This is a genomic window from Pandoraea terrigena, from assembly GCF_902459705.1.
Classification (GTDB): Bacteria; Pseudomonadota; Gammaproteobacteria; order Burkholderiales; family Burkholderiaceae; genus Pandoraea; species Pandoraea terrigena.
In genome coordinates this window covers 1-17,721 of the sequence record NZ_CABPRU010000015.1, presented here as the reverse complement: position 1 = coordinate 17,721, position 17,721 = coordinate 1, and the positions used below count along the sequence as shown (strand labels likewise).

The 17,721-nt window shown below is 59.8% G+C and carries 16 protein-coding genes; 8 read left to right on the top strand and 8 right to left on the bottom strand.

Annotated elements, in window-relative coordinates; genetic code table 11:
* Positions 1-68 precede the first annotated feature (68 nt).
* Positions 69-836 (top strand): ABC transporter ATP-binding protein, encoded by a 768-nt coding sequence (locus tag PTE31013_RS22060; protein ID WP_150614894.1) that lies wholly within the window; start codon positions 69-71, stop codon positions 834-836.
* A 367-nt stretch (positions 837-1,203) separates the two neighbouring features.
* On the opposite strand, the gene PTE31013_RS22055 is transcribed toward PTE31013_RS22060, so the two are convergent.
* From PTE31013_RS22055 to PTE31013_RS22035, 4 genes are all read right to left on the bottom strand, one after another.
* The gene (locus tag PTE31013_RS22055) at positions 1,204-2,802 is read right to left on the bottom strand and encodes a bifunctional aspartate transaminase/aspartate 4-decarboxylase (protein ID WP_150614790.1); all 1,599 of its coding nucleotides are present in this window, start codon (positions 2,800-2,802) and stop codon (positions 1,204-1,206) included.
* A gap of 22 nt (positions 2,803-2,824) precedes the next feature.
* Positions 2,825-4,534, bottom strand: a complete 1,710-nt coding sequence (aspT, locus tag PTE31013_RS22050) for an aspartate-alanine antiporter (RefSeq protein ID WP_150614789.1) — start codon at positions 4,532-4,534, stop codon at positions 2,825-2,827.
* Between the two features lie 578 nt (positions 4,535-5,112).
* Positions 5,113-5,931 carry an HpcH/HpaI aldolase/citrate lyase family protein gene (locus PTE31013_RS22040; RefSeq protein ID WP_150614788.1) on the bottom strand — a complete coding sequence of 273 codons (819 nt, stop codon included), beginning with the start codon at positions 5,929-5,931 and terminating at the stop codon, positions 5,113-5,115.
* 36 nt (positions 5,932-5,967) lie between these two features.
* A complete protein-coding gene (locus PTE31013_RS22035; protein ID WP_150614787.1) occupies positions 5,968-6,912 on the bottom strand; it encodes an electron transfer flavoprotein subunit alpha/FixB family protein in 945 nt (314 codons plus the stop codon).
* A gap of 174 nt (positions 6,913-7,086) precedes the next feature.
* Between PTE31013_RS22035 and PTE31013_RS22030 the strand changes: the two genes are divergently transcribed.
* The 3 genes from PTE31013_RS22030 (at position 7,087) to PTE31013_RS22020 (ending at position 9,141) form a co-directional block, all read left to right on the top strand.
* Positions 7,087-7,497, top strand: a complete 411-nt coding sequence (locus PTE31013_RS22030; protein WP_343039560.1) for a hypothetical protein — start codon at positions 7,087-7,089, stop codon at positions 7,495-7,497.
* A 31-nt stretch (positions 7,498-7,528) separates the two neighbouring features.
* Positions 7,529-7,804, top strand: coding sequence for a muconolactone Delta-isomerase (gene catC, locus PTE31013_RS22025; RefSeq protein WP_150614785.1), 276 nt, complete (start codon positions 7,529-7,531; stop codon positions 7,802-7,804).
* A 65-nt stretch (positions 7,805-7,869) separates the two neighbouring features.
* Positions 7,870-9,141: an acetyl-CoA hydrolase/transferase family protein gene (locus PTE31013_RS22020; RefSeq protein WP_150614784.1), complete on the top strand. Its 1,272-nt coding sequence runs from the start codon at positions 7,870-7,872 to the stop codon at positions 9,139-9,141.
* 223 nt (positions 9,142-9,364) lie between these two features.
* Here PTE31013_RS22020 and PTE31013_RS22015 read toward each other — a convergent pair whose 3' ends face one another.
* Positions 9,365-10,270: a LysR family transcriptional regulator gene (locus tag PTE31013_RS22015; protein WP_150614783.1), complete on the bottom strand. Its 906-nt coding sequence runs from the start codon at positions 10,268-10,270 to the stop codon at positions 9,365-9,367.
* Positions 10,271-10,478: 208 nt separating this feature from the next.
* Here PTE31013_RS22015 and speB point away from each other — a divergent pair, with 208 nt between their 5' ends.
* The 3 genes from speB (at position 10,479) to PTE31013_RS22000 (ending at position 13,447) form a co-directional block, all read left to right on the top strand.
* The gene (gene speB / locus PTE31013_RS22010) at positions 10,479-11,453 is read left to right on the top strand and encodes an agmatinase (protein WP_150614782.1); all 975 of its coding nucleotides are present in this window, start codon (positions 10,479-10,481) and stop codon (positions 11,451-11,453) included.
* A gap of 68 nt (positions 11,454-11,521) precedes the next feature.
* On the top strand, positions 11,522-12,556 hold the full coding sequence (tauA, locus tag PTE31013_RS22005) for a taurine ABC transporter substrate-binding protein (RefSeq protein WP_150614781.1): 1,035 nt from the start codon (positions 11,522-11,524) through the stop codon (positions 12,554-12,556).
* A 288-nt stretch (positions 12,557-12,844) separates the two neighbouring features.
* On the top strand, positions 12,845-13,447 hold the full coding sequence (locus PTE31013_RS22000) for a hypothetical protein (protein ID WP_150614780.1): 603 nt from the start codon (positions 12,845-12,847) through the stop codon (positions 13,445-13,447).
* Positions 13,448-13,556: 109 nt separating this feature from the next.
* Here the strand turns inward: PTE31013_RS22000 and PTE31013_RS21995 are convergent, their stop codons facing one another.
* From PTE31013_RS21995 to PTE31013_RS21985, 3 genes are read right to left on the bottom strand one after another with little or no spacing between them, the layout of a single operon-like run.
* Positions 13,557-13,838: a XapX domain-containing protein gene (locus PTE31013_RS21995; RefSeq protein WP_150614779.1), complete on the bottom strand. Its 282-nt coding sequence runs from the start codon at positions 13,836-13,838 to the stop codon at positions 13,557-13,559.
* Positions 13,839-13,864: 26 nt separating this feature from the next.
* Positions 13,865-15,724: an amidohydrolase gene (locus PTE31013_RS21990; RefSeq protein WP_150614778.1), complete on the bottom strand. Its 1,860-nt coding sequence runs from the start codon at positions 15,722-15,724 to the stop codon at positions 13,865-13,867.
* Between the two features lie 13 nt (positions 15,725-15,737).
* Positions 15,738-16,424, bottom strand: coding sequence for a hydrolase (locus PTE31013_RS21985; RefSeq protein WP_150614777.1), 687 nt, complete (start codon positions 16,422-16,424; stop codon positions 15,738-15,740).
* Between the two features lie 252 nt (positions 16,425-16,676).
* Between PTE31013_RS21985 and PTE31013_RS21980 the strand changes: the two genes are divergently transcribed.
* Entirely contained in the window at positions 16,677-17,357 is a 681-nt protein-coding gene (locus PTE31013_RS21980) for a response regulator transcription factor (protein ID WP_174978673.1), read from the top strand.
* Positions 17,358-17,721 lie beyond the last annotated feature (364 nt).

The window sequence follows — 17,721 nt, the reverse complement described above, 5'->3', positions numbered from 1 at the left end:
ATCGCACCGATTCTCACGTTGACGCACAGCGCACGCCCGGTGGCGCGGCCCCAGGCAATGCGGAAACGATGATCGCCATCGATGGTGTCTCGAAGCGCTATGGCGACTTCCAGGCGCTCGAGCGCGTGGACATGAACATTGCACGCGGCGAGTTCGTGGTATTGCTCGGCGCGTCCGGCTGTGGCAAGTCGACGCTGCTGAACCTCATCACGGGCTTCGATGCCCCGACGACCGGGCAGATTCGTGTGAACGGTCGTCAGGTGAAAGGCATCGATCCGCACTGCGGCATGGTCTTTCAGCAGTACGCGCTGTTTCCGTGGCTGAATGTGCTTGATAACGTGGCGTTCGGCCTGAAGATGAAGGGCATCGACAAGGCCACGCGCTACGCCACCGCACGACGCTACATCGAGATGGTTGGCCTCAAGGGCTTCGAGGATCGCTATCCGAAGGCGCTCTCGGGCGGCATGCGTCAGCGTGTGTCGATCGCCCGCGTGCTCGCCAACGACCCGGACGTGATTCTGCTCGACGAGCCGTTTGCCGCACTCGACGCGATGACGCGCCAGGTGTTGCAGGAAGAGTTGCTCCAGATCTATCAGAAGAGCGGCAAGACGATCGTCTTCATCACGCACTCCATCGACGAAGCCCTGATGTTGTCCACGCGCATGGTGATCATGAGTGCACGCCCGGGCCGCGTGGCCTGCGACTTGCCGAACGATCTGCCGATGCCGCGCGACGCAGAGGTGCAGCTCTCGCCGCGCTACAACGAACTCAAGTCGCAGATCTGGAACACCGTACAGACCGAGGTTATGCGCAGTCTGGAAAGTCAGGCCGCGTAACTTCGCCGGGGCTCCGCCGCAACGCACAAAGTTCGAGAATGGGCTCGCCGTTGTTGCTGACCGCCGGGTGATCCACGATATGACCTCCCCCGGAAAAACCGTAGCATCCAAAACGGGAGATTTCTGGCAGAACGGCGTAACCTTGGGCTTCTCGCGTCCGGAAAAAGCCGCGAATGATCCGTTCAATCGGTTGATCGGGGGGGCGTCAAAGATTGGCCGGATAAAGTAGACCCGTCAGAGATAAAGCGCTTCTTACCGATCCACATTGGTATGGCGTAGGCCGTGTCGAATGACGCGATTCACTGACGAACGGAGCGCCGATGTCGGGCGTGCCGATGCCAGGCATCGACACGCATCACCTGGATTCTTATTGCTGCCGGCTCTTCTGGAAGTCCTTGTAATATTCATCGAGCACCTGGCGCGTGAATTTCCCGATGGAGGCATATTCACGGTCTGTCAGGTTCGCGAGCGATACACGTGCTGACGTATCGACGACCTCGAATCCATTGCCAGGCAAAAGCACGACGCCGGTCTCCTGCGCAAGGCGGAACAGGAAACTGGTTCCCAGGTCGCTCTTGATGAACCATGCTTCGAATTCAGGCCCATACAGTGTGCCGGCCAGTTCCTGAAGGTCGATCAGGGTGTAGTAGTTGACATCATTCGGTTCGTGCGCGACCTTGACACCCATGTTTCTGTAGAGCGTGAGATACCGCTCCCGTATCAGTTGTTTGGCGGCATTCTTGTAACGATGTTCGCGGTCCATCAAGCCGTTCAATGCAAAGAGCGCCATCTGGAGCTGTTGCGGCACGGACAGACCGGCCGTATGATTCAACGCCACCGCTCGACTGTCCGCCACCATGCGATCAATGAAACGTAGCTTGCGGGGCTCCGTCGTCAGGGAGGCATACCGGACATCAAGCTGCTTTTTTTGCGCTTCGGGCAAGGCGGCCAAGGCCGCGTCGAACACGTTGTCTTCGTGCAGAGCAATCGCACCAAGTCGCCATCCTGTGGCGCCGAAGAACTTGGAAAAAGAATAGACGCAGAGGGTGTTGCGCGGGCACTTTGCAAAAATCGACACGAAGTCATCGGCGAATGTGCCATACACGTCGTCGGTGACGATAAAGAGGTCGGGCGTACGGGTTGCAATCAAGCTGGCCAGTTGATCCAGAACCGCATCAGACAATTTACTGGAGGGAGGATTGCTCGGATTGACCAGGCAGAATATCTTGATCGACGGATCCAGTAACTTGTTGATTTCTGCCTGCGGCAGTTGCCAGTTTGCATGTTCGTCCATGCGGATATCAACGATTTCAAGCCCATAGTCGGCGAGAACAGGAATCTCCAGATATGGTGAGAAAATCGGCGTCCCGATGGCTATCTTGTCGCCCGGTTTGATCAAACCATTTTCCCGCAGACTCTGGAAAATGTAGGTCATTGCGGCCGTCCCGCCCTCGGTCGCAAAAACTGAAAAATCGCCACTGCGCGGCACCTGTCCGAACATTTCCTGCGCGAGATACGCTTTGACGATCTCCTCGGTGTGTGCAAGCATTCGCGGCGGGGTAGGGTAGTTGCAACCGAGAAATGCGCTGACCATTTCAAACAGAAACGCATCCTGATTGAGCCCGAGTTGATCCTTGACGTACGAGATCGCCGAGCGTAGGAAACCGACGCCATCGCGTCCGACATGGTTGCCGGCGTAAGTCTCAAACCGCTGCACGATACCCTCATGCTCGGGCAGGCCGCCAAAACCGCTGTTCAGGTAAGCGTATGACCGCTGCGCCTCCTGCATCGCGAATTCACCCAGACTGAGGAAAGCCCAGCGCGGCAGCGTCGCCAGGAAATTGGGATTGCCACGTCCTGCGTTGAGCATCAATCGCTGGGCATCCGAGGATGCAATGTCTATTAGCTGATCCTTGAGTTCAAATGGGCTCAGATTGGCGAACCGACTGAAATCCTGCTCCGGCATGATAAGCCTCGTATCGGTAATGTTAGCGAATGGCGTTCTTGGTAATAACGCCGACAATGACCGGCCCCCAGAGTGTCAGGAACACGTTGGCCACGGCATAGGTGACGGTGAACGAGACAACTGGCGTCGCGTTGCCAGCCTTGGCCAGCAAAGCGGCAAAAGCGGGGTTGGCGCTACGGCCACCGGCGACACACGCCAGTGCCTCAATGGGGTTTTTGATGCGCAGAACGTAGTAAGAGAAGAAAAAAGTGACGATCTGGGGGATCAGCGTGACGCCAACGCCGAGGAAAAACAACGTCAAGCCATACTGCCGTATGGCGACCAGAGCCTGAGGGCCGGCTCCGATACCTACAACGCCGACAAACACGGCCAGCCCGAAGTCACGCAGGAAGTTGGATGCGCCGAGGGGTAGCGCGGCAAATTTCGGATGCACGCTGCGCAACCAGCCAAACAGCAGGCCAGATAACAGGCAGCCGCCTCCACTCCCGATCGAGATCGGGACGCCCCAGAGTTTGAATTCGATCATGCCGACCAGGATGCCCACCAGCATGCCGATGCCGAAGAAAATGAAATCAGTGACGGCGGCGGCCGTGATCTTGTAACCGATCTTCGATTGCACCCGATCCAGGTCCACAGGACTGCCCGTGAAGTGCAGTTCATCGCCAGTTTTCAGTTGCAGCTTGTTGAGCAGCGGTAGATCCCGTCCCATCCTCTTTACCGCAGTCAAAAAGACGCCGTGGCGCGTTTCGATATTAGCGTGGTCGTGAATCTCACCGACTTCACGGCCACTGAGGGCCCGGTTGGTCAGAATGATTTCGCGATTTTCTTCAACCAGCGCAAGGCCATCCGGTGCAGTGACCTCTTTACCGAAGAAGTCACTGGCGGTCTTCATGGCATCAACCTTGCCGGTCACCGCGATCTGGTCGCCTGCCTGAATCTGTGTTGCATCGGCCAGGTCAATTGCAGTGTCACTGCGGAACACAGCCTCCACAGCAGCATCGGAAAGCTCCTTGTCCAGTGTTAATGCCGTCTTGCCGATCGCCTTGCTGCTCGCCGTTACTTCATAGACGCGAGTCGCGATATCCCTGACAGCATTAAATTGTCCGGGATCCAGTTCTACATGGCCTCCCGACATTACCTTGGCGAGCTTGACAGCCTCCTTACGGATGTCCCACTTCATGATCATCGGCAGGAACCAACTGACCATAATGATCGGGCCGAGCGAGCCGAAGATGTAGCAAACAGCGTAACCGACGGCGACGTTGGTCTGCATGGTCTTGACGAGTTCCGGTGACAGTCCCAACTTTGCTATCGCGTCGCCGGCCGTGCCGAGGATTGCGGACTGCGTCAGTCCTCCTGCCGCGAGACCTGCCGCCATTCCCCGGTCCAGTCCAAACATCCACGCGGCAGCCAGAACGCAAAGCAGTCCGGCCAGACACATGACGAAGGACGAAGCGAGCTGGTTTAGAGAGCGCCGGTTAAGCGCATGAAAGAACTGCGGGCCGCCCTGGAAGCCGACTGCATAGATGAACAGTGCAAAGAAGATGTTCTTGATCCCACTGTCTATATTGACGTCAAGCTGGCCGATAATGACGCCGACGAGCAAGGTTCCAGCGATGCCCCCAAGTACAAAACTTCCTATTTTGATTTTTCCGACAAGGTAGCCGAGGGCAATCGTGACGAAAAGCGCGAGCAACGGCTGACTGCCAAATAAGTGTCGTATGAATTCCATGCTCAAGTTCCCGGAAAGAATAGTATTGTTCTTCTACTTCTGATTAGGACTCCGATATATAAAAGTGAAAATCAGATTCAGATCAGTACTCTTATGCTTCCTGCTATGAGTGAGAAAAATAGTTCCAGTGGCAATCCTGGAACACTTGAAAGAAAATTAAGTATAGATGATCGGCTGGTCTGAAACCTGACAAAGATCAAGTCTTGGTAGCGGATTTGGTGGTGGTCATGGGGAATGTAATGACCTAGTGAAAACCTGCTCACGTCGTAATTGACGAAGTGGGTCGATGACGACAAGTGGGGCATGGCGAATGCCTTGAGGGCCAACCCGCAAGGCATGCGGGAGCGGTGCGATCGCCAGCTCAAGGGCTTTCAGGCGGCCAACGGCGACGACGAGAAGTGATCGAGACGATCCGCCAGAGACTTCAAGCCGACGGCATCCCCGTTTCGCTTGCCAAACTGTGCCGCTGGTTCGGCGTTCCTCGCCGCACGGTGTATTACAAGCCTGTGAAATCGGCGCCCAAGGTCGATGTGAAGTTCGCCGCGCCGATCAAGGTGCTGATCGAGGAGTCGGTATCATCAGGCGCGGGCCAGATTGACCACACGCTGCGCACGGAGCACCACTGGACGATCGACCATTCTGCCGTCGATCGAGATCGCTGCTCCGTTGGCTTTCTTCGATGCATCGAGCACGCGCCTCGCCCACGCGAGTTCCGACTCGGACGACGCATAGCATTGATTCACGGTGGCGACCTGCTTTGGATGAATGCACAACTTTCCGCTGAACCCTCGCCGCTTGCCATTCCTTGTCTCGGTGGTCAGGCGATCGACATCGTCGATGGCGGGTGTAACGCCGTCGATGGGCGGATGGATGCCCGCGACTCGAGAAATCATGACGAGCTGGGCGCGGAAGGGATCGAGTTCGACGCCATCGGATTCGATCCCCATGTCTGCGATGAAATCCAGCGTTCCAAACATAAGTTGGTGAACAAAGGGCGCATTTGCAGTCGCCATTGCGTTCCACATTCCCTCGGCCGATTCGATCAACGGAAAAATCGGTAGCTTCGTTCTCGTCAGCGAAACCAAGGCGACCACGTCGGACGCATTCTCTGCCTTCGGCAGCACAATGCCCGTAACACCGCGGAGCCTAGCTAGCTGCGCATCCTCAGTGAACCATGGTGTTCCGTTCGCGTTGATCCGTAACAAAACCTGCCGGTCAGGCGCAACCCATGCGGCGACGGCGCGACGTGCGTCCTCTTTCGCGTCGGGCTCCACCGCGTCCTCCAAATCGATAATTACGGCATCCGCGCCGCTGTTGAGTGCTTTGCTGAAGCGATCCGGCTGACTGCCCGGGACAAACAGAAACGATCGGGGCTGCGGCATGCTGAGATGTGACATCTGAATTCTCAAGAAGCAAGTTAGGCTGACCGGGCGTCAGAGGGCGGCAGTCAGTTCAGGCACAACCGCAAACAAGTCGCCGACGACGCCGTAATCGGCGATACCGAAGATCGGTGCTTCCGCATCCTTATTGATTGCGACAATCACTTTGCTGTCTTTCATGCCGGCAAGATGCTGGATCGCGCCCGAGATGCCGACTGCCACGTACAACTGCGGCGCGACGATCTTGCCAGTCTGGCCGACTTGGTAGTCGTTCGGGACGAAGCCTGCATCGACGGCGGCGCGGGATGCGCCCAGCGCTGCGCCGAGTTTGTCAGCCAGCGGCTCGAGAACTGTCGTGTAGTTCTCGCCGCTGCCGAGCCCACGACCACCCGACACGATGATCGATGCCGACGTCAGTTCCGGACGATCCAGTTTCGTCAGCTCGCGGCTCACGAATTGCGAGATACCGGCATCCGCAGCGGCCTCGATCGTCTCGACCGATGCGCTGCCGCCTTCCGCCGCGACTGGGTCGAAGCCGGTTGAACGCACTGTGATTACCTTGATCGGATCCCGGGATTGCACGGTCGCGATCGCATTGCCGGCGTAGATCGGGCGCTCGAACGTGTCGGCGGTGTCGACTGCGGTGATGTCGCTGATTTGCGCGACGTCCAGATGCGCGGCGAGACGCGGCGCTATGTTTTTGCCGTAAGCCGTCGCCGGCGCCAGAATGTGCGAGTAATTCTGCGCGATGTTCAGCACCGTTCTGTCGACGTTCTCCGCCAGTCCTTCGGCGAGTTGTGGCGCATCGGCGAGCAGCACCTTGGAAACGCACGGGATCTTCCCCGCAGCATCGGCAGCGCCTTGCGCGTTTGAACCTGCGACAAGTACGTGGATGTCTCCGCCGACGAGTTTGCCAACTTCGTGTGCGGCCGCGACCGTATTCAGCGTCGCTGCCCTGATCGATGCGTTGTCATGTTCTGCAATTACCAGAATTGGCATTTTCGTTCGTCTCACGTTTATGGTGTCGAGGGAGTGGAGACCGTATCCAGCATGCACGTCAGATTTGCCGAGCCGGCTTCATTCTTGCCGCCGCCTCGTTCGTCCGACGTTGCTCGCGCATTCGACGAGTTCCTGGCGGCCGAGTCCGTCGCTCGGGATGGGACGCAACGAAGCATGAGAAACCTACCGTTCGTCGAGGTCCGTCGCTCGGCCCGGGCGGTACGAGGCGCCACCGAAGCCGACAACGCGCGGCGGCTTATATGGTGCCGGCTGAGGCATGCATTGCCTCTCGAGGGTGTGTGGTGTTCGGCGGCTCTGGCTTATATGGCGGCGAGCAGCGTTCCGGCTGCGACGGGCATCCACGATGCGGCGGATGACGTGCACGGCTGGCACTTCGACACTCGTGATTTCTCAATGTTGTTCCACTCCGGCGCATTCGATGTCAACGACTGGCTGCTGTTCGACAGCGAGGTCTTGCACCGGGACGGAAAGCAGTATTCGTTCGAAACAAAAGTCTATGCACGTTCGGGCGTTCGCCTCGCCAACAGCATGCAGACATGTATTGAGCGAAACGGATGTTATTGATTTTTCTTGAAAATTTGATGAGGAGAGCGAGATGCTGTATTGCGTAGAGATGCAGGTGAATATTCCCGACAGCCTCGAGCCGAGCAGGGTCGAAGCTATCAAGTCGGCGGAAAAAGCACGGGCAATCGAGCTTCAGAAAGCGGGAAAGTGGCCGCACCTTTGGCGCGTCGTTGGAAAGTATTCGAACATCAGTATCCTGGATGTGGAGAGCAATGACGAGTTGCATCAGTTGTTGTCCTCGCTCCCGCTGTTTCCCTATATGACGATTCAAGTCACGCCGCTGGCGCGCCATCCGTCGGCGATCTGAACCACAATCCACTGATTGCGCGCGACGACGATTCGTCGCGCCTGTCGATACCCATTTGCCCGTCCATGACACATCATCTGGATCAGGATTCACCTGATCTATCGCCCTGGATCCGCAGCGGAGATGCCGTGTTGTGGGGCCAGGCGAATGCCGAACCTTTACCGCTTACTTGCGCGTTGATGGCGCAGCGTGGGCGCATCGGGCGGTTTCGCGTGCTTCTGGGCATTGCGTCCAGCGACCCGTGCCGAGCGGAGCATGCCGATTACGTCGACTTTGTGAGTTACGGTGGCTCCGGTGCAAATCGAAAACTGGCCGACGCCGGGGTGCTTGACGTGTGGCCGTGCCACTATTCCCAGCTGCCGGCACTGATCCGTGAGGGCTCGCTGAAAGTCGACGTACTGCTGCTGCAAGTCGCCGGACCAGACGAGGCGGGGCGTTATAGCCTGAGCCTTGCGCATGAGTACCTGCTGCCGGCTCTTGAAAGCGCGCGGGTTGTGATCGCAGAAGTTAATCGGCAGGCGCCATGGGTATATGGCGAGCAATCGTTCCCGCTCGAGCGCTTCGATGCGGTACTGTTCTCTGACCGCCCGCTGCTGGAGCAGATTCGCGCTGCGCCGAGCTCTTCTGACGAACGGCTTGGCCGGCACATTGCGGACTTCATCGAAGATGGTTCGACGCTCCAAATGGGCATTGGAGCGATCCCCGAAGCGGTTCTCGGCTGCCTCACGGGCCATCGTGACCTGGGTGTGCATTCCGGTAGCATTGGCGATGGCGTTGCGCAGTTGATGGAAACCGGTGTCATCACCAACGCGCGAAAATCAATCGACGCGGGGAAGACGGTGGGCGGCGTGCTGGTCGGTAGCGCCAAACTGCATCGATTCGTTCATCGCAACCCCAACGTGTGGATGCGCTCGACGGACTATGTTCACAACCCGGACGTGCTTGCCAGCATCGATCGCTTGGTCGCAATCAACTCGGCGATCGAGGTGGATCTTACCGGGCAGGTCAATGCAGAAGTCGCGAATGGCTCATACCTCGGCGCCGTCGGCGGCGCGGGGGACTTTCTGAGGGGGGCGATGCGCTCGCGAGGAGGCGTGCCGATCATCGCCCTTCCGTCGACCAGCAGAACGCGAAGTCGCATCGTCGAACGATTGTCTGGTCCGGTCAGCACGCCACGCTGTGACGTTGGCTTGGTTGTGACTGAGTTCGGCGTGGCGGATTTGCGGGGCTTGAGCCTCAAGCAGCGGATCAAACGCATGCTTGATATTGCGCATCCCGATTTCAAGGCCGAATTGGACCGCGCTGCCAGTATTCGACGGGTTGATCGTCCCATCTGAGGGCGCGGTCGTTAGGTGGCATTGAGATGCTTGACAACCCGACTCACCGGCATGGTTTCGCTGGCGACCTGTCACCTGGAGCGTTTGCGCGGCGCTACACGCTAAACGGCTCGAGAGTGACGATGAAACGCTGGCCTCGCGCGTCATGTTGTCGCATTTGCCTTTGGGTGAGTCGTGCGTTACGCGGCAATTCCACATCCAAAGGGCTCGATCCGCGCCGCCCTCACTCGCGGCTCACCCCGTTGCGCAATGCGTCCAGGAATGCCCGTGCAGCGACAGTCGCCTCGCGGTCTTTTCGGGTAACGAGTCGAAACTCGGCGTGATGGGTCAGGCGATCGGGGCGCAATGACCGCATCAAGTCTTGCCGAACCCAATGCTGCGCATAGTGCGTGGGCAGGTAGCCGACGAATTTTCCCGAAAGAATGAGCGTTGCAACGGCCTCCATGTGAAAGACGGTCGCCGCGACTTTGGGGTTGATAAGGATGCCAAACTCTTTCGTCTCTCGTAGATATCCCCGCGCGACATAGTCGATATGGGTTAGATCTTTCAGGTCGACGTCAGCGGGAGCCAGCGCGAAGAGCGAATGCCCCGCGCCGCAGAAGAGCTGTAATTCCTCCCGATAGAGAGGCTCATACGTCAGGCCGGGTTGCGCATCACGGAAAGGTCCGATGCCGAGATGAAGTTTTCTCTCCAACACCCCGGCCTCGATTTCCCTGGGCGACTTGATCTCCAATCTGATCTCCAGATCTCGACTTTGTTGCTTGAGCATGCCGATGGCGCGTGCAATGTGCGATTGCGCATCGGTAATCGTATTGTCGACGACGCCAATCGCCAACTCGCCGCTGATCTGACCGCGTATTTCCCCAATGTCCGTGCGGAACACCTCGACAGACTCGAGCAGCCGCTCCGCGGCTCGATAAAGTGAGTGGCCTTCGTCCGTCAGGCGGAAGCCACGGCGCCCTCGCTCGCAAAGGCGAATGCCCAGGCGTGCTTCTAGGTCGGCCATATGCGTACTGATGGTCGAAAGGTTCATGTTTAGTGCGGATTCCGCTGCGGAAAAACCGCCGCAGTCCGATACCGTTTTGAAGACACGCAGCAAACGCAGATCGAAGTCAGTTACTTTGATCATGGCGAAGACATCATGGACGAGGCAGACGAGGGACCGGCACGGAAAGGCGCCGGTAACGCTTCGGAAAATACCGAACTAAAGTTCGAAAGATCGGGATTCCACGGGTAGTGCGCAACGGAGACACTCGCTTCACGCTTGCTCGACACCCGCTCCGGGGGCGTGTCGCACGATGGCGTCCGAGACACAACTTGCCACCCAGGAATTGTCCATGAGAGAAAATAAATTCGCACCCATTACTGGTACGGTCATGCCCCGGTTCTCGGGATTGGCAACCCTTATGCGGTTGCCCTATGTCGGCCTGGACGACGAAAGCATTCGGGCCGTGGATGTCGGCCTGATCGGCGTGCCTTGGGACGGTGGCACCACGAACCGGCCGGGGGCACGCCATGGACCGCGTCAAGTACGCGACCTCTCCACGATGGTGCGCAACGTCAACCGGGCGAGCGGAATCAACCCCTTTGCGCTTTGCAATTGCGCGGATCTGGGTGATACCCCAGTGAATCCGGTCGATTTGATGGATTCCCTGGGGCGTATTGCAGCCTTCTACGGGGAGGTCTGCGCAGCGGGTATCGCACCGCTGTCGGTCGGCGGCGATCATCTGGTGACGCTGCCAATCCTGCGCGCCGTGGCAAAGGACAGGCCGGTCGGCATGGTGCACTTCGACGCCCATACGGACACGTGGAACCGATACTTTGGCGATAACGCGTACACCCACGGCACGCCGTTTCGGCGAGCCATCGAGGAGGGCCTGCTCGACCCCAAACGCACAGTACAAATCGGTATCCGGGGCGCCTTGTATAACGACAGCGAGAACGACTGGGGCGAGCGCCAGGGCATTCGAGTCATCGATATCGAGGAATGTCGCGAGTTGGGCGTGGAGGGGGTCATAGCTGAAGCGCGGCGAGTCGTCGGCGACGGTGCAACCTACGTAACGTTCGACGTCGACGCGCTGGATCCGGTGTACGCCCCTGGCACAGGAACGCCCGAGATCGGCGGTCTGACGACCTTGGAGGCACAGCGGATGATACGTGGTCTGCAAGGATTGAACCTGATCGGTGGAGACGTCGTGGAAGTGTCTCCGCCGTTCGATCCGAGCGGCAATACCGCGCTGGTGGGGGCGACGCTGATGTTCGAGATTCTCTGTGTACTCGCGGACAGCATTCGCGGTCGAAAATCACTCTGATCGCCGTAGCGGGACTAGGCGCGATACGCGCCAATCCTGTCTTGCGATGCCGAATTGGGAGAGAAGGAATGAAATACCTGGCAAAAATGGTGGGTTCGTTCGCATGCGGCGTGTTTCTGTTAGCGTGCGTCGGGGCATTTTCCGCGGCCCGCGCGGCCGAAAAGGTCGTCAACGTGGCGTATCAAACGACTTACAGTCCATGGATTGCAGCGATGGTGAATGGGGCGTTCGAAGCGGCGACCGGCTATCAGATCCACTGGAAGAAGTTCGATTCCGGCGCGGCGGTGATGAGCGCGATGGCGTCGGGCAGCATCGACATCGGCGTGTTGGGATCGAGTCCGCTCGCGGCGGCCGCGAGCCGCGGAATGGACATTCAGTTGTTCTGGATTCTGGAGGACATCGCCAACGCCGAGGCGCTCATGGTGCGTAATGCAGCGAACATCCGATCGCCGAAAGACCTGGTCGGCAAAACCATCGCGGTGCCGGTGGCCAGCACAAGCCATTACCAGTTGATGTACATGCTCGATAAATGGGGCATCACCCAACAAGTGAAGCTGGTCAACATGACGCCAACGCAGGCCGCGGCCGCGTGGGAGCGAGGCGACGTCGACGCCGCCTTCATCTGGGGGCCGGCACTCGGTCGGATCCGGCCCACGGGCAAGCCGTTGATCACGGCAGGGCAGATTTGCGCGCTGGGTCGTTGCACGTTTGAGGGGATGACCGTGACAAAGGCGTTCGGCACGGGAAATCCGGAATTCATGGCCAAGTTCATCGAGGTGCTGAATGCGACGAATCGAGACTTCGTCGAACATCCGGACGCATGGGGTGTTGGGTCAAAGAATATGGCGGCGGTGCTGAGGGGGCTGGGCGGCAAGGCCGACGACGCGGCAGAAGAAATGGCGCTCTACAAGTACCCGACGCTGGCGGAGCAGGTCTCCTGTCAATGGCTTGGGTGCGGGGAAAAGGGCGGTGCGGCACAAACGCTGAAGTCGACGGCCGAGTTTCTGCTCCAGCAGAGAAAGATCGATGGCGTAAAGGCCGACTATCGGGGGGCGATTGCGGTCCGCTATCCGGACGCTGCGTTAACTCTGAAGCAGAAGTGAGCCGTTCGCGCGTCGCACGAGCGTCCGGCGCGCGAATCCGCCATCGCATCGGGTATGCGCTCCAGAGCCTCCGTCACTGGCATTCACGTGGGCAAACAAGCGACGATTGAATGCCAGGATATGCCGAAAAGCTTCGATCTCGGGGCCTGACGGGGCTTCCGGGACTGCGCAGACGCTGACGATGCTCACAGCGTGTTCGTCGGAAATAGAAACCCGCTGATCGTATCGCAAAGAGCGGCGCCAGGGCGATGGCAGGATGCAAGCTCCCACCACCGACGGAGGTCGACGATGAATCCTGTAGGCGCCGCAACGATCAGAACCATACCGATGATACCCGGCAACGAGCGTCGGCCTTTGGATCGCCCGAGTGAGCGTTTCATTGCAGACCTTCGAACGGTTGGACTCCGGGCGGGGGGAAGTCTGCGCGCCTCGATGGTGGCTTCGGCCGTGCGAATGCGAGATGACAACGTACAACGTCCTCTGCCGCTTTTGTCCCTCAGCAACCTCGAGGTCTTGCCAGAACCTGAACCTGCCGCCGACTTCGCGTTCTTCCGCGAACCGTTGAAGCAGAATGAGACACTCCTGGGTCAGTGGGGCGAAGCGGCCAATGCCGGTAGCCAATCCGAGGCATGGTGCCGATTCGTCGACGACATCAGTGCACGCTTCTTTAAAGGCAGCCGGAAGCAACGCGTGATGGATGCCTTGATGTTGTGCATCGACGTCCTGCCACCGAATCGCCGAGCGGACGCGCTGGCATGCTTGCTCGCGGATGGCGAGGAGGGCAGGGCTGCCGCGGAAGAGTTCTGGAAGTACATCGGGCTGGATCGAATCCCCGATTTGGACAAGCACCGGGTGCGCGAGCTGATTCGCCAGTATGAAATAGGCATGTAGTCCGCTGAAGGCGTTCGTGCTACTCGGCGGGACGCGACGCCCCGTCCGCATTGCGGAACGCGCTATCCGCCGGGGGCAACAGGCCGATGGCCCGACCCCCGGCATTCACTCAAGCCTTGCGCGAGTCGGTCTCGGCATCTACCTTCGCGGCTTGCGCCACGGGCGCGGGTAGGCCGGTGATCTTCGGGATGCATTCGCGATGGAACCAGACAAGATTGACTGGCTCGCCGGCAAGCAGACGCTTGACCGGCGGCACGACCTGCTCGCCGATCAGCATGCCGAGCAGCCCGATAAGCGCGACGGCCGGCGGCGCCGGGGAGCGCACGCCGAGACCGCCGTAAATGATGCCGACGAGCACGCCGACACCGAGCGAGACGAGATATAGCTTCATGAGGATTCTCCGAGGCGAGCGAACGATCAGAACGCCCAGCACGAACAGCCCAGCGCGCCCCAGAAGCCGCTTTCGTCAGACGCCGGCACACTGGACGACCACGCCTTCGCATGCGCATGACCATGCACGCCGCATGAGGTCGCGCACGCACAACTCACGCTCACGTTAAGCACTTGCGGCTGGCGCGGCGAGTAGCCCACGCCATGCCGTGCTGGCGACCAGTCCGGCATGGCGGGTGGGATTTCCGGGGCATAGTGGCCGAAGTCGCCGTCGCCATAGACGACCTTGCCGCCCAGCAATGTCAGTACCGACGTAATGTCTTGTATCTCGTCTTCCGGCACGCTGAAGTAGTCGTCGGAGAGTACCGCCAGATCACCGAGTTGCCCGACCTTGATCTGGCCCTTCTTGCCGACCTCGGACGAGAACCACGCGTTGGCTTCCGTCCACAGTCGCAGCGCGTCGTCACGATCAAGCACGTTACCTGGCGCGTACATGCGCAGCCCGCCCACGGTCTTGCCTGTCACAAGCCAGTAGAGCGAGACCCACGGGTTGTAAGAGGCGACCCGCGTCGCGTCCGTGCCGGCGCCGACCTTCACGCCGCGCTCCAGCATGCGACGGATCGGCGGTGTGGCTTCGGCCGCACGCGCGCCGTAGCGCTCCACGAAGTACTCACCCTGATATGCCATCCGGTGCTGCACGGCGATGCCGCCGCCCAGGGCCGCGATGCGGTCGATGTTGCGATCGCTGATCGTCTCCGCGTGGTCGAAGAACCAGTGCAGGCCGTCGAATGGCACATCCTTCGCGACTTTTTCATAGACGTCGAGCGCTCGGGAGATGGTCTCGTCGTAGGTGGCATGCAGGCGCCACGGCCAGCGGTTCTCCGCAAGCAGCCGCACGACGGGTTCGAGATCGCCCTCCATCGACGGCGGCATCTCGGGCCGCTCGACGCGGAAGTCCTCGAAATCGGCGGCGGTATACACGAGCATCTCGCCCGCCCCGTTGTGACGATAGAGATCGTCGCCCTGGCCCGGGCTGACTTGCTTGACCCACTGACTGAAATCTGCGAGTTCGGCCTTGGGTTTCTGCGTGAACAGGTTATAGGCGAGGCGCACCGTGAGTTGTCCCTCGCGATGCAGCGCTTCGATGATGTCGTAGTCCTCGGGGTAGTTCTGGAACCCGCCCCCCGCGTCAATCACGCCCGTCACGCCGAGCCGGTTGACCTCGCGCATGAAGTGGCGCGTCGAGTTCTTCTGATATTCCGGGGGCAGCTTCGGGCCCTTGGCGAGCGTGGCATACAGAATCGTTGCGTTTGGCTTGGCCAGCAGCAACCCGGTCGGATTGCCCGACGCGTCGCGCACGATCTCGCCGCCCGGTGGGTTGGGCGTGTCCTTCGTATAGCCCACCGTGCGAAGTGCCGCACCGTTGAGGATCGCACGGTCATACAGATGCAGGATGAACACCGGCGTGTCGGGGGCGACGGCATTCAGTTCGTCGATCGTCGGCAGACGCTTCTCGGCGAACTGATGCTCGGTGAATCCTCCCACCACCCGAACCCACTGCGGTGCAGGCGTACGGTCGACCTGCGCCTTCAGCATGCGCATGGCGTCGGCCAGCGAGCGAACGCCATCCCAGCGCAGCTCCATGTTGTAGTTGAGACCGCCCCGGATGATGTGCATGTGACTGTCAATCAGTCCCGGGATGACGCGGCGGCCCTGCAGGTCGATGACCTCGGTGCCACTGCCGGCCAGACGCATCACGTCGTCGCGTGTGCCGACGGCGGTGAACTTTCCGCCGGTGAGCGCCACGGCATCCGCCTGCGGGTTGGCGCGGTCGAGCGTGGCGAACTTGCCATTGACCAGAATCAGTTCGGGCGTGGGGGCGGACATGGCATCCCTCCTGTCAGCGAGCGGGCACGGCCGGGATGGCCTCGTGCGGCGTTGCGGTGCGCTGCGCCGCCTTGTGGACCATCGTGTAGGCGTAGTCGACGCCCATGCCATATGCGCCGGAATGCTCCTTGACGAGCTTCATCACGGCATCGTAGGTGTCGCGTTGCGCCCAGTCGCGTTGCCATTCGAGCAGCACCTGCTGCCACGTCATCGGCACGACACCCGCCTGCACCATGCGCTGCATCGCGTAGTCGTGGGCCTCCTTCGAGGTGCCGCCCGACGCGTCGGCAACCATATAAATCTCGTAGCCGCCTTCGAGCATCGCGCACAACGCGAAGGTGGTGTTGCAGACTTCGGTCCACAGGCCGGAGACGATGACTTTCTTGCGGCCGTTGGCGGCGAGGGCGTCGCGCACTTTCTGGTCATCCCACGAATTCATCGAGGTGCGCTCGAGCAACTTCTGGTTCGGGAAGACGTCGAGCAGTTCGGGATAAGTAAAGCCCGAGAACGATTCGGTTTCCACCGTCGTGATGGTCGTCGGAATATTGAAGATGTGCGCGGCCTTGGCCAGACCCACTGCGTTGTTCTTGAGCGCCTGGCGATCCATCGACTGAACGCCGAACGCCATCTGCGGTTGATGATCGATGAAGATGAGCTGGCTGTTCTGCGGGGTGAGGACTTCTAGCTTTGGATTCGACATGAGAGGCTCCGATGCGAATGCTGACAAGGCCTGCGATGAGACCGCAAGCCACCTCTCTGGATCCTATGCTGTGCGCGTGACACCGGCCATCGTATCTTCGTATTACCGTCGGCAATTTGATGGCTGGCCCATGCCGGCCGAGGATTCTTGCGGGAAATGGCGTGGACGTTCGTGCTTTTCTTTGCCGTCGAGCGTTATGTCCATCGGCTGTCGTATACTCGGCTGCACATAATTATGGCATTGCCGACTTGCATGAAAGGGCTTCCGGACAGCGATACCGCGACCGTCTATATTGTCGAGAGCGATCTGGCGGGCAGAAGCGCGCTTTGCGCACAGTTCTTGGCCGCGGGTCTGCGCGCGCGAGGCTTTGCGTGCGGTGCGTCGTTCCTCGCGAGCGAGCGGGCTTTCGGGCCTGCGTGCCTCGTGGTGGACGTGAATTTCGAGGCGGCCGGGAGCGGTCTGGCGTTGCAGGACGCCCTCGCTGCGACGCAGGATCCGATCCCGGTGGTCTTCATTGCCGATGACGCGGACGTGGCGACGAGCGTTCAGGGCATGAAGGCGGGCGCGGTCGACTTTCTGACCAAGCCGTTTCCCGATAGCGTGTTGCTCAATGCTGTGGGCGCCGCGCTCGCGCAGGATCGTCTGCGCCTCGCGCGGGAGAAGATCAGTACGACTGTTGCTGATCGGGCGCAGCGGCTTTCGCCGCGTGAGCGCGAGGTGATGGCGCTTGTCGCCGCGGGGCGCATGAACAAACATATCGCGGACGAGCTGGGCATCAGCGAAGTCACCGTCAAGATTCATCGCGGCAATGCCATGCGCAAGATGGAAGCGCGCTCCTTCGCGGATCTGGTCATCATGGCGCACAAGCTTGGCATGACATCTCCTGCGCTCTACCACGGCGGTATTGGCCGGCATCGACGCGAGACGGTTTAATCGGCGGCGTTCTGTTCGCGTACGCTCATGTCCCGGCACCTCTGCACCCGACGACGCGGTTCAGGCGTCGAATGCGCGCGGCGCATCGCGAGTTACCGGAAGTCTGTCCGGCCATCGGCAGCGGCGATACGCGCTACCGATCCACGTATATATAGAGAGATGGCAGGGCACGCCGTTGATTTACACGGCTGCGGGTCGTTTGTTGTGCGCCTCTCAGTGCAAGCGCTTTCCGGTGGCGACGAGCGCGCCGCGTGCCGGACAAGGCGGCAAGCAGAGAAGGCGTTTTGCCATTTTCAAAAAAGTTTCACAAAGGGCTTGCGCGGTTCGCTGAACCTGTCTAATATTCCGTCTCTCGCAACGACGG

Bases quoted from the DNA above. Each gene is read 5' to 3' on its own strand.
- PTE31013_RS22060 (WP_150614894.1), top strand. From the start codon at position 69: ATGATCGCCATCGATGGTGTCTCGAAGCGCTATGGCGACTTCCAGGCG.
- PTE31013_RS22055 (WP_150614790.1), bottom strand. From the start codon at position 2,802: ATGCCGGAGCAGGATTTCAGTCGGTTCGCCAATCTGAGCCCATTTGAA.
- aspT (WP_150614789.1), bottom strand. From the start codon at position 4,534: ATGGAATTCATACGACACTTATTTGGCAGTCAGCCGTTGCTCGCGCTT.
- PTE31013_RS22040 (WP_150614788.1), bottom strand. From the start codon at position 5,931: ATGTCACATCTCAGCATGCCGCAGCCCCGATCGTTTCTGTTTGTCCCG.
- PTE31013_RS22035 (WP_150614787.1), bottom strand. From the start codon at position 6,912: ATGCCAATTCTGGTAATTGCAGAACATGACAACGCATCGATCAGGGCA.
- PTE31013_RS22030 (WP_343039560.1), top strand. From the start codon at position 7,087: ATGAGAAACCTACCGTTCGTCGAGGTCCGTCGCTCGGCCCGGGCGGTA.
- catC (WP_150614785.1), top strand. From the start codon at position 7,529: ATGCTGTATTGCGTAGAGATGCAGGTGAATATTCCCGACAGCCTCGAG.
- PTE31013_RS22020 (WP_150614784.1), top strand. From the start codon at position 7,870: ATGACACATCATCTGGATCAGGATTCACCTGATCTATCGCCCTGGATC.
- PTE31013_RS22015 (WP_150614783.1), bottom strand. From the start codon at position 10,270: ATGATCAAAGTAACTGACTTCGATCTGCGTTTGCTGCGTGTCTTCAAA.
- speB (WP_150614782.1), top strand. From the start codon at position 10,479: ATGAGAGAAAATAAATTCGCACCCATTACTGGTACGGTCATGCCCCGG.
- tauA (WP_150614781.1), top strand. From the start codon at position 11,522: ATGAAATACCTGGCAAAAATGGTGGGTTCGTTCGCATGCGGCGTGTTT.
- PTE31013_RS22000 (WP_150614780.1), top strand. From the start codon at position 12,845: ATGAATCCTGTAGGCGCCGCAACGATCAGAACCATACCGATGATACCC.
- PTE31013_RS21995 (WP_150614779.1), bottom strand. From the start codon at position 13,838: ATGAAGCTATATCTCGTCTCGCTCGGTGTCGGCGTGCTCGTCGGCATC.
- PTE31013_RS21990 (WP_150614778.1), bottom strand. From the start codon at position 15,724: ATGTCCGCCCCCACGCCCGAACTGATTCTGGTCAATGGCAAGTTCGCC.
- PTE31013_RS21985 (WP_150614777.1), bottom strand. From the start codon at position 16,424: ATGTCGAATCCAAAGCTAGAAGTCCTCACCCCGCAGAACAGCCAGCTC.
- PTE31013_RS21980 (WP_174978673.1), top strand. From the start codon at position 16,677: ATGAAAGGGCTTCCGGACAGCGATACCGCGACCGTCTATATTGTCGAG.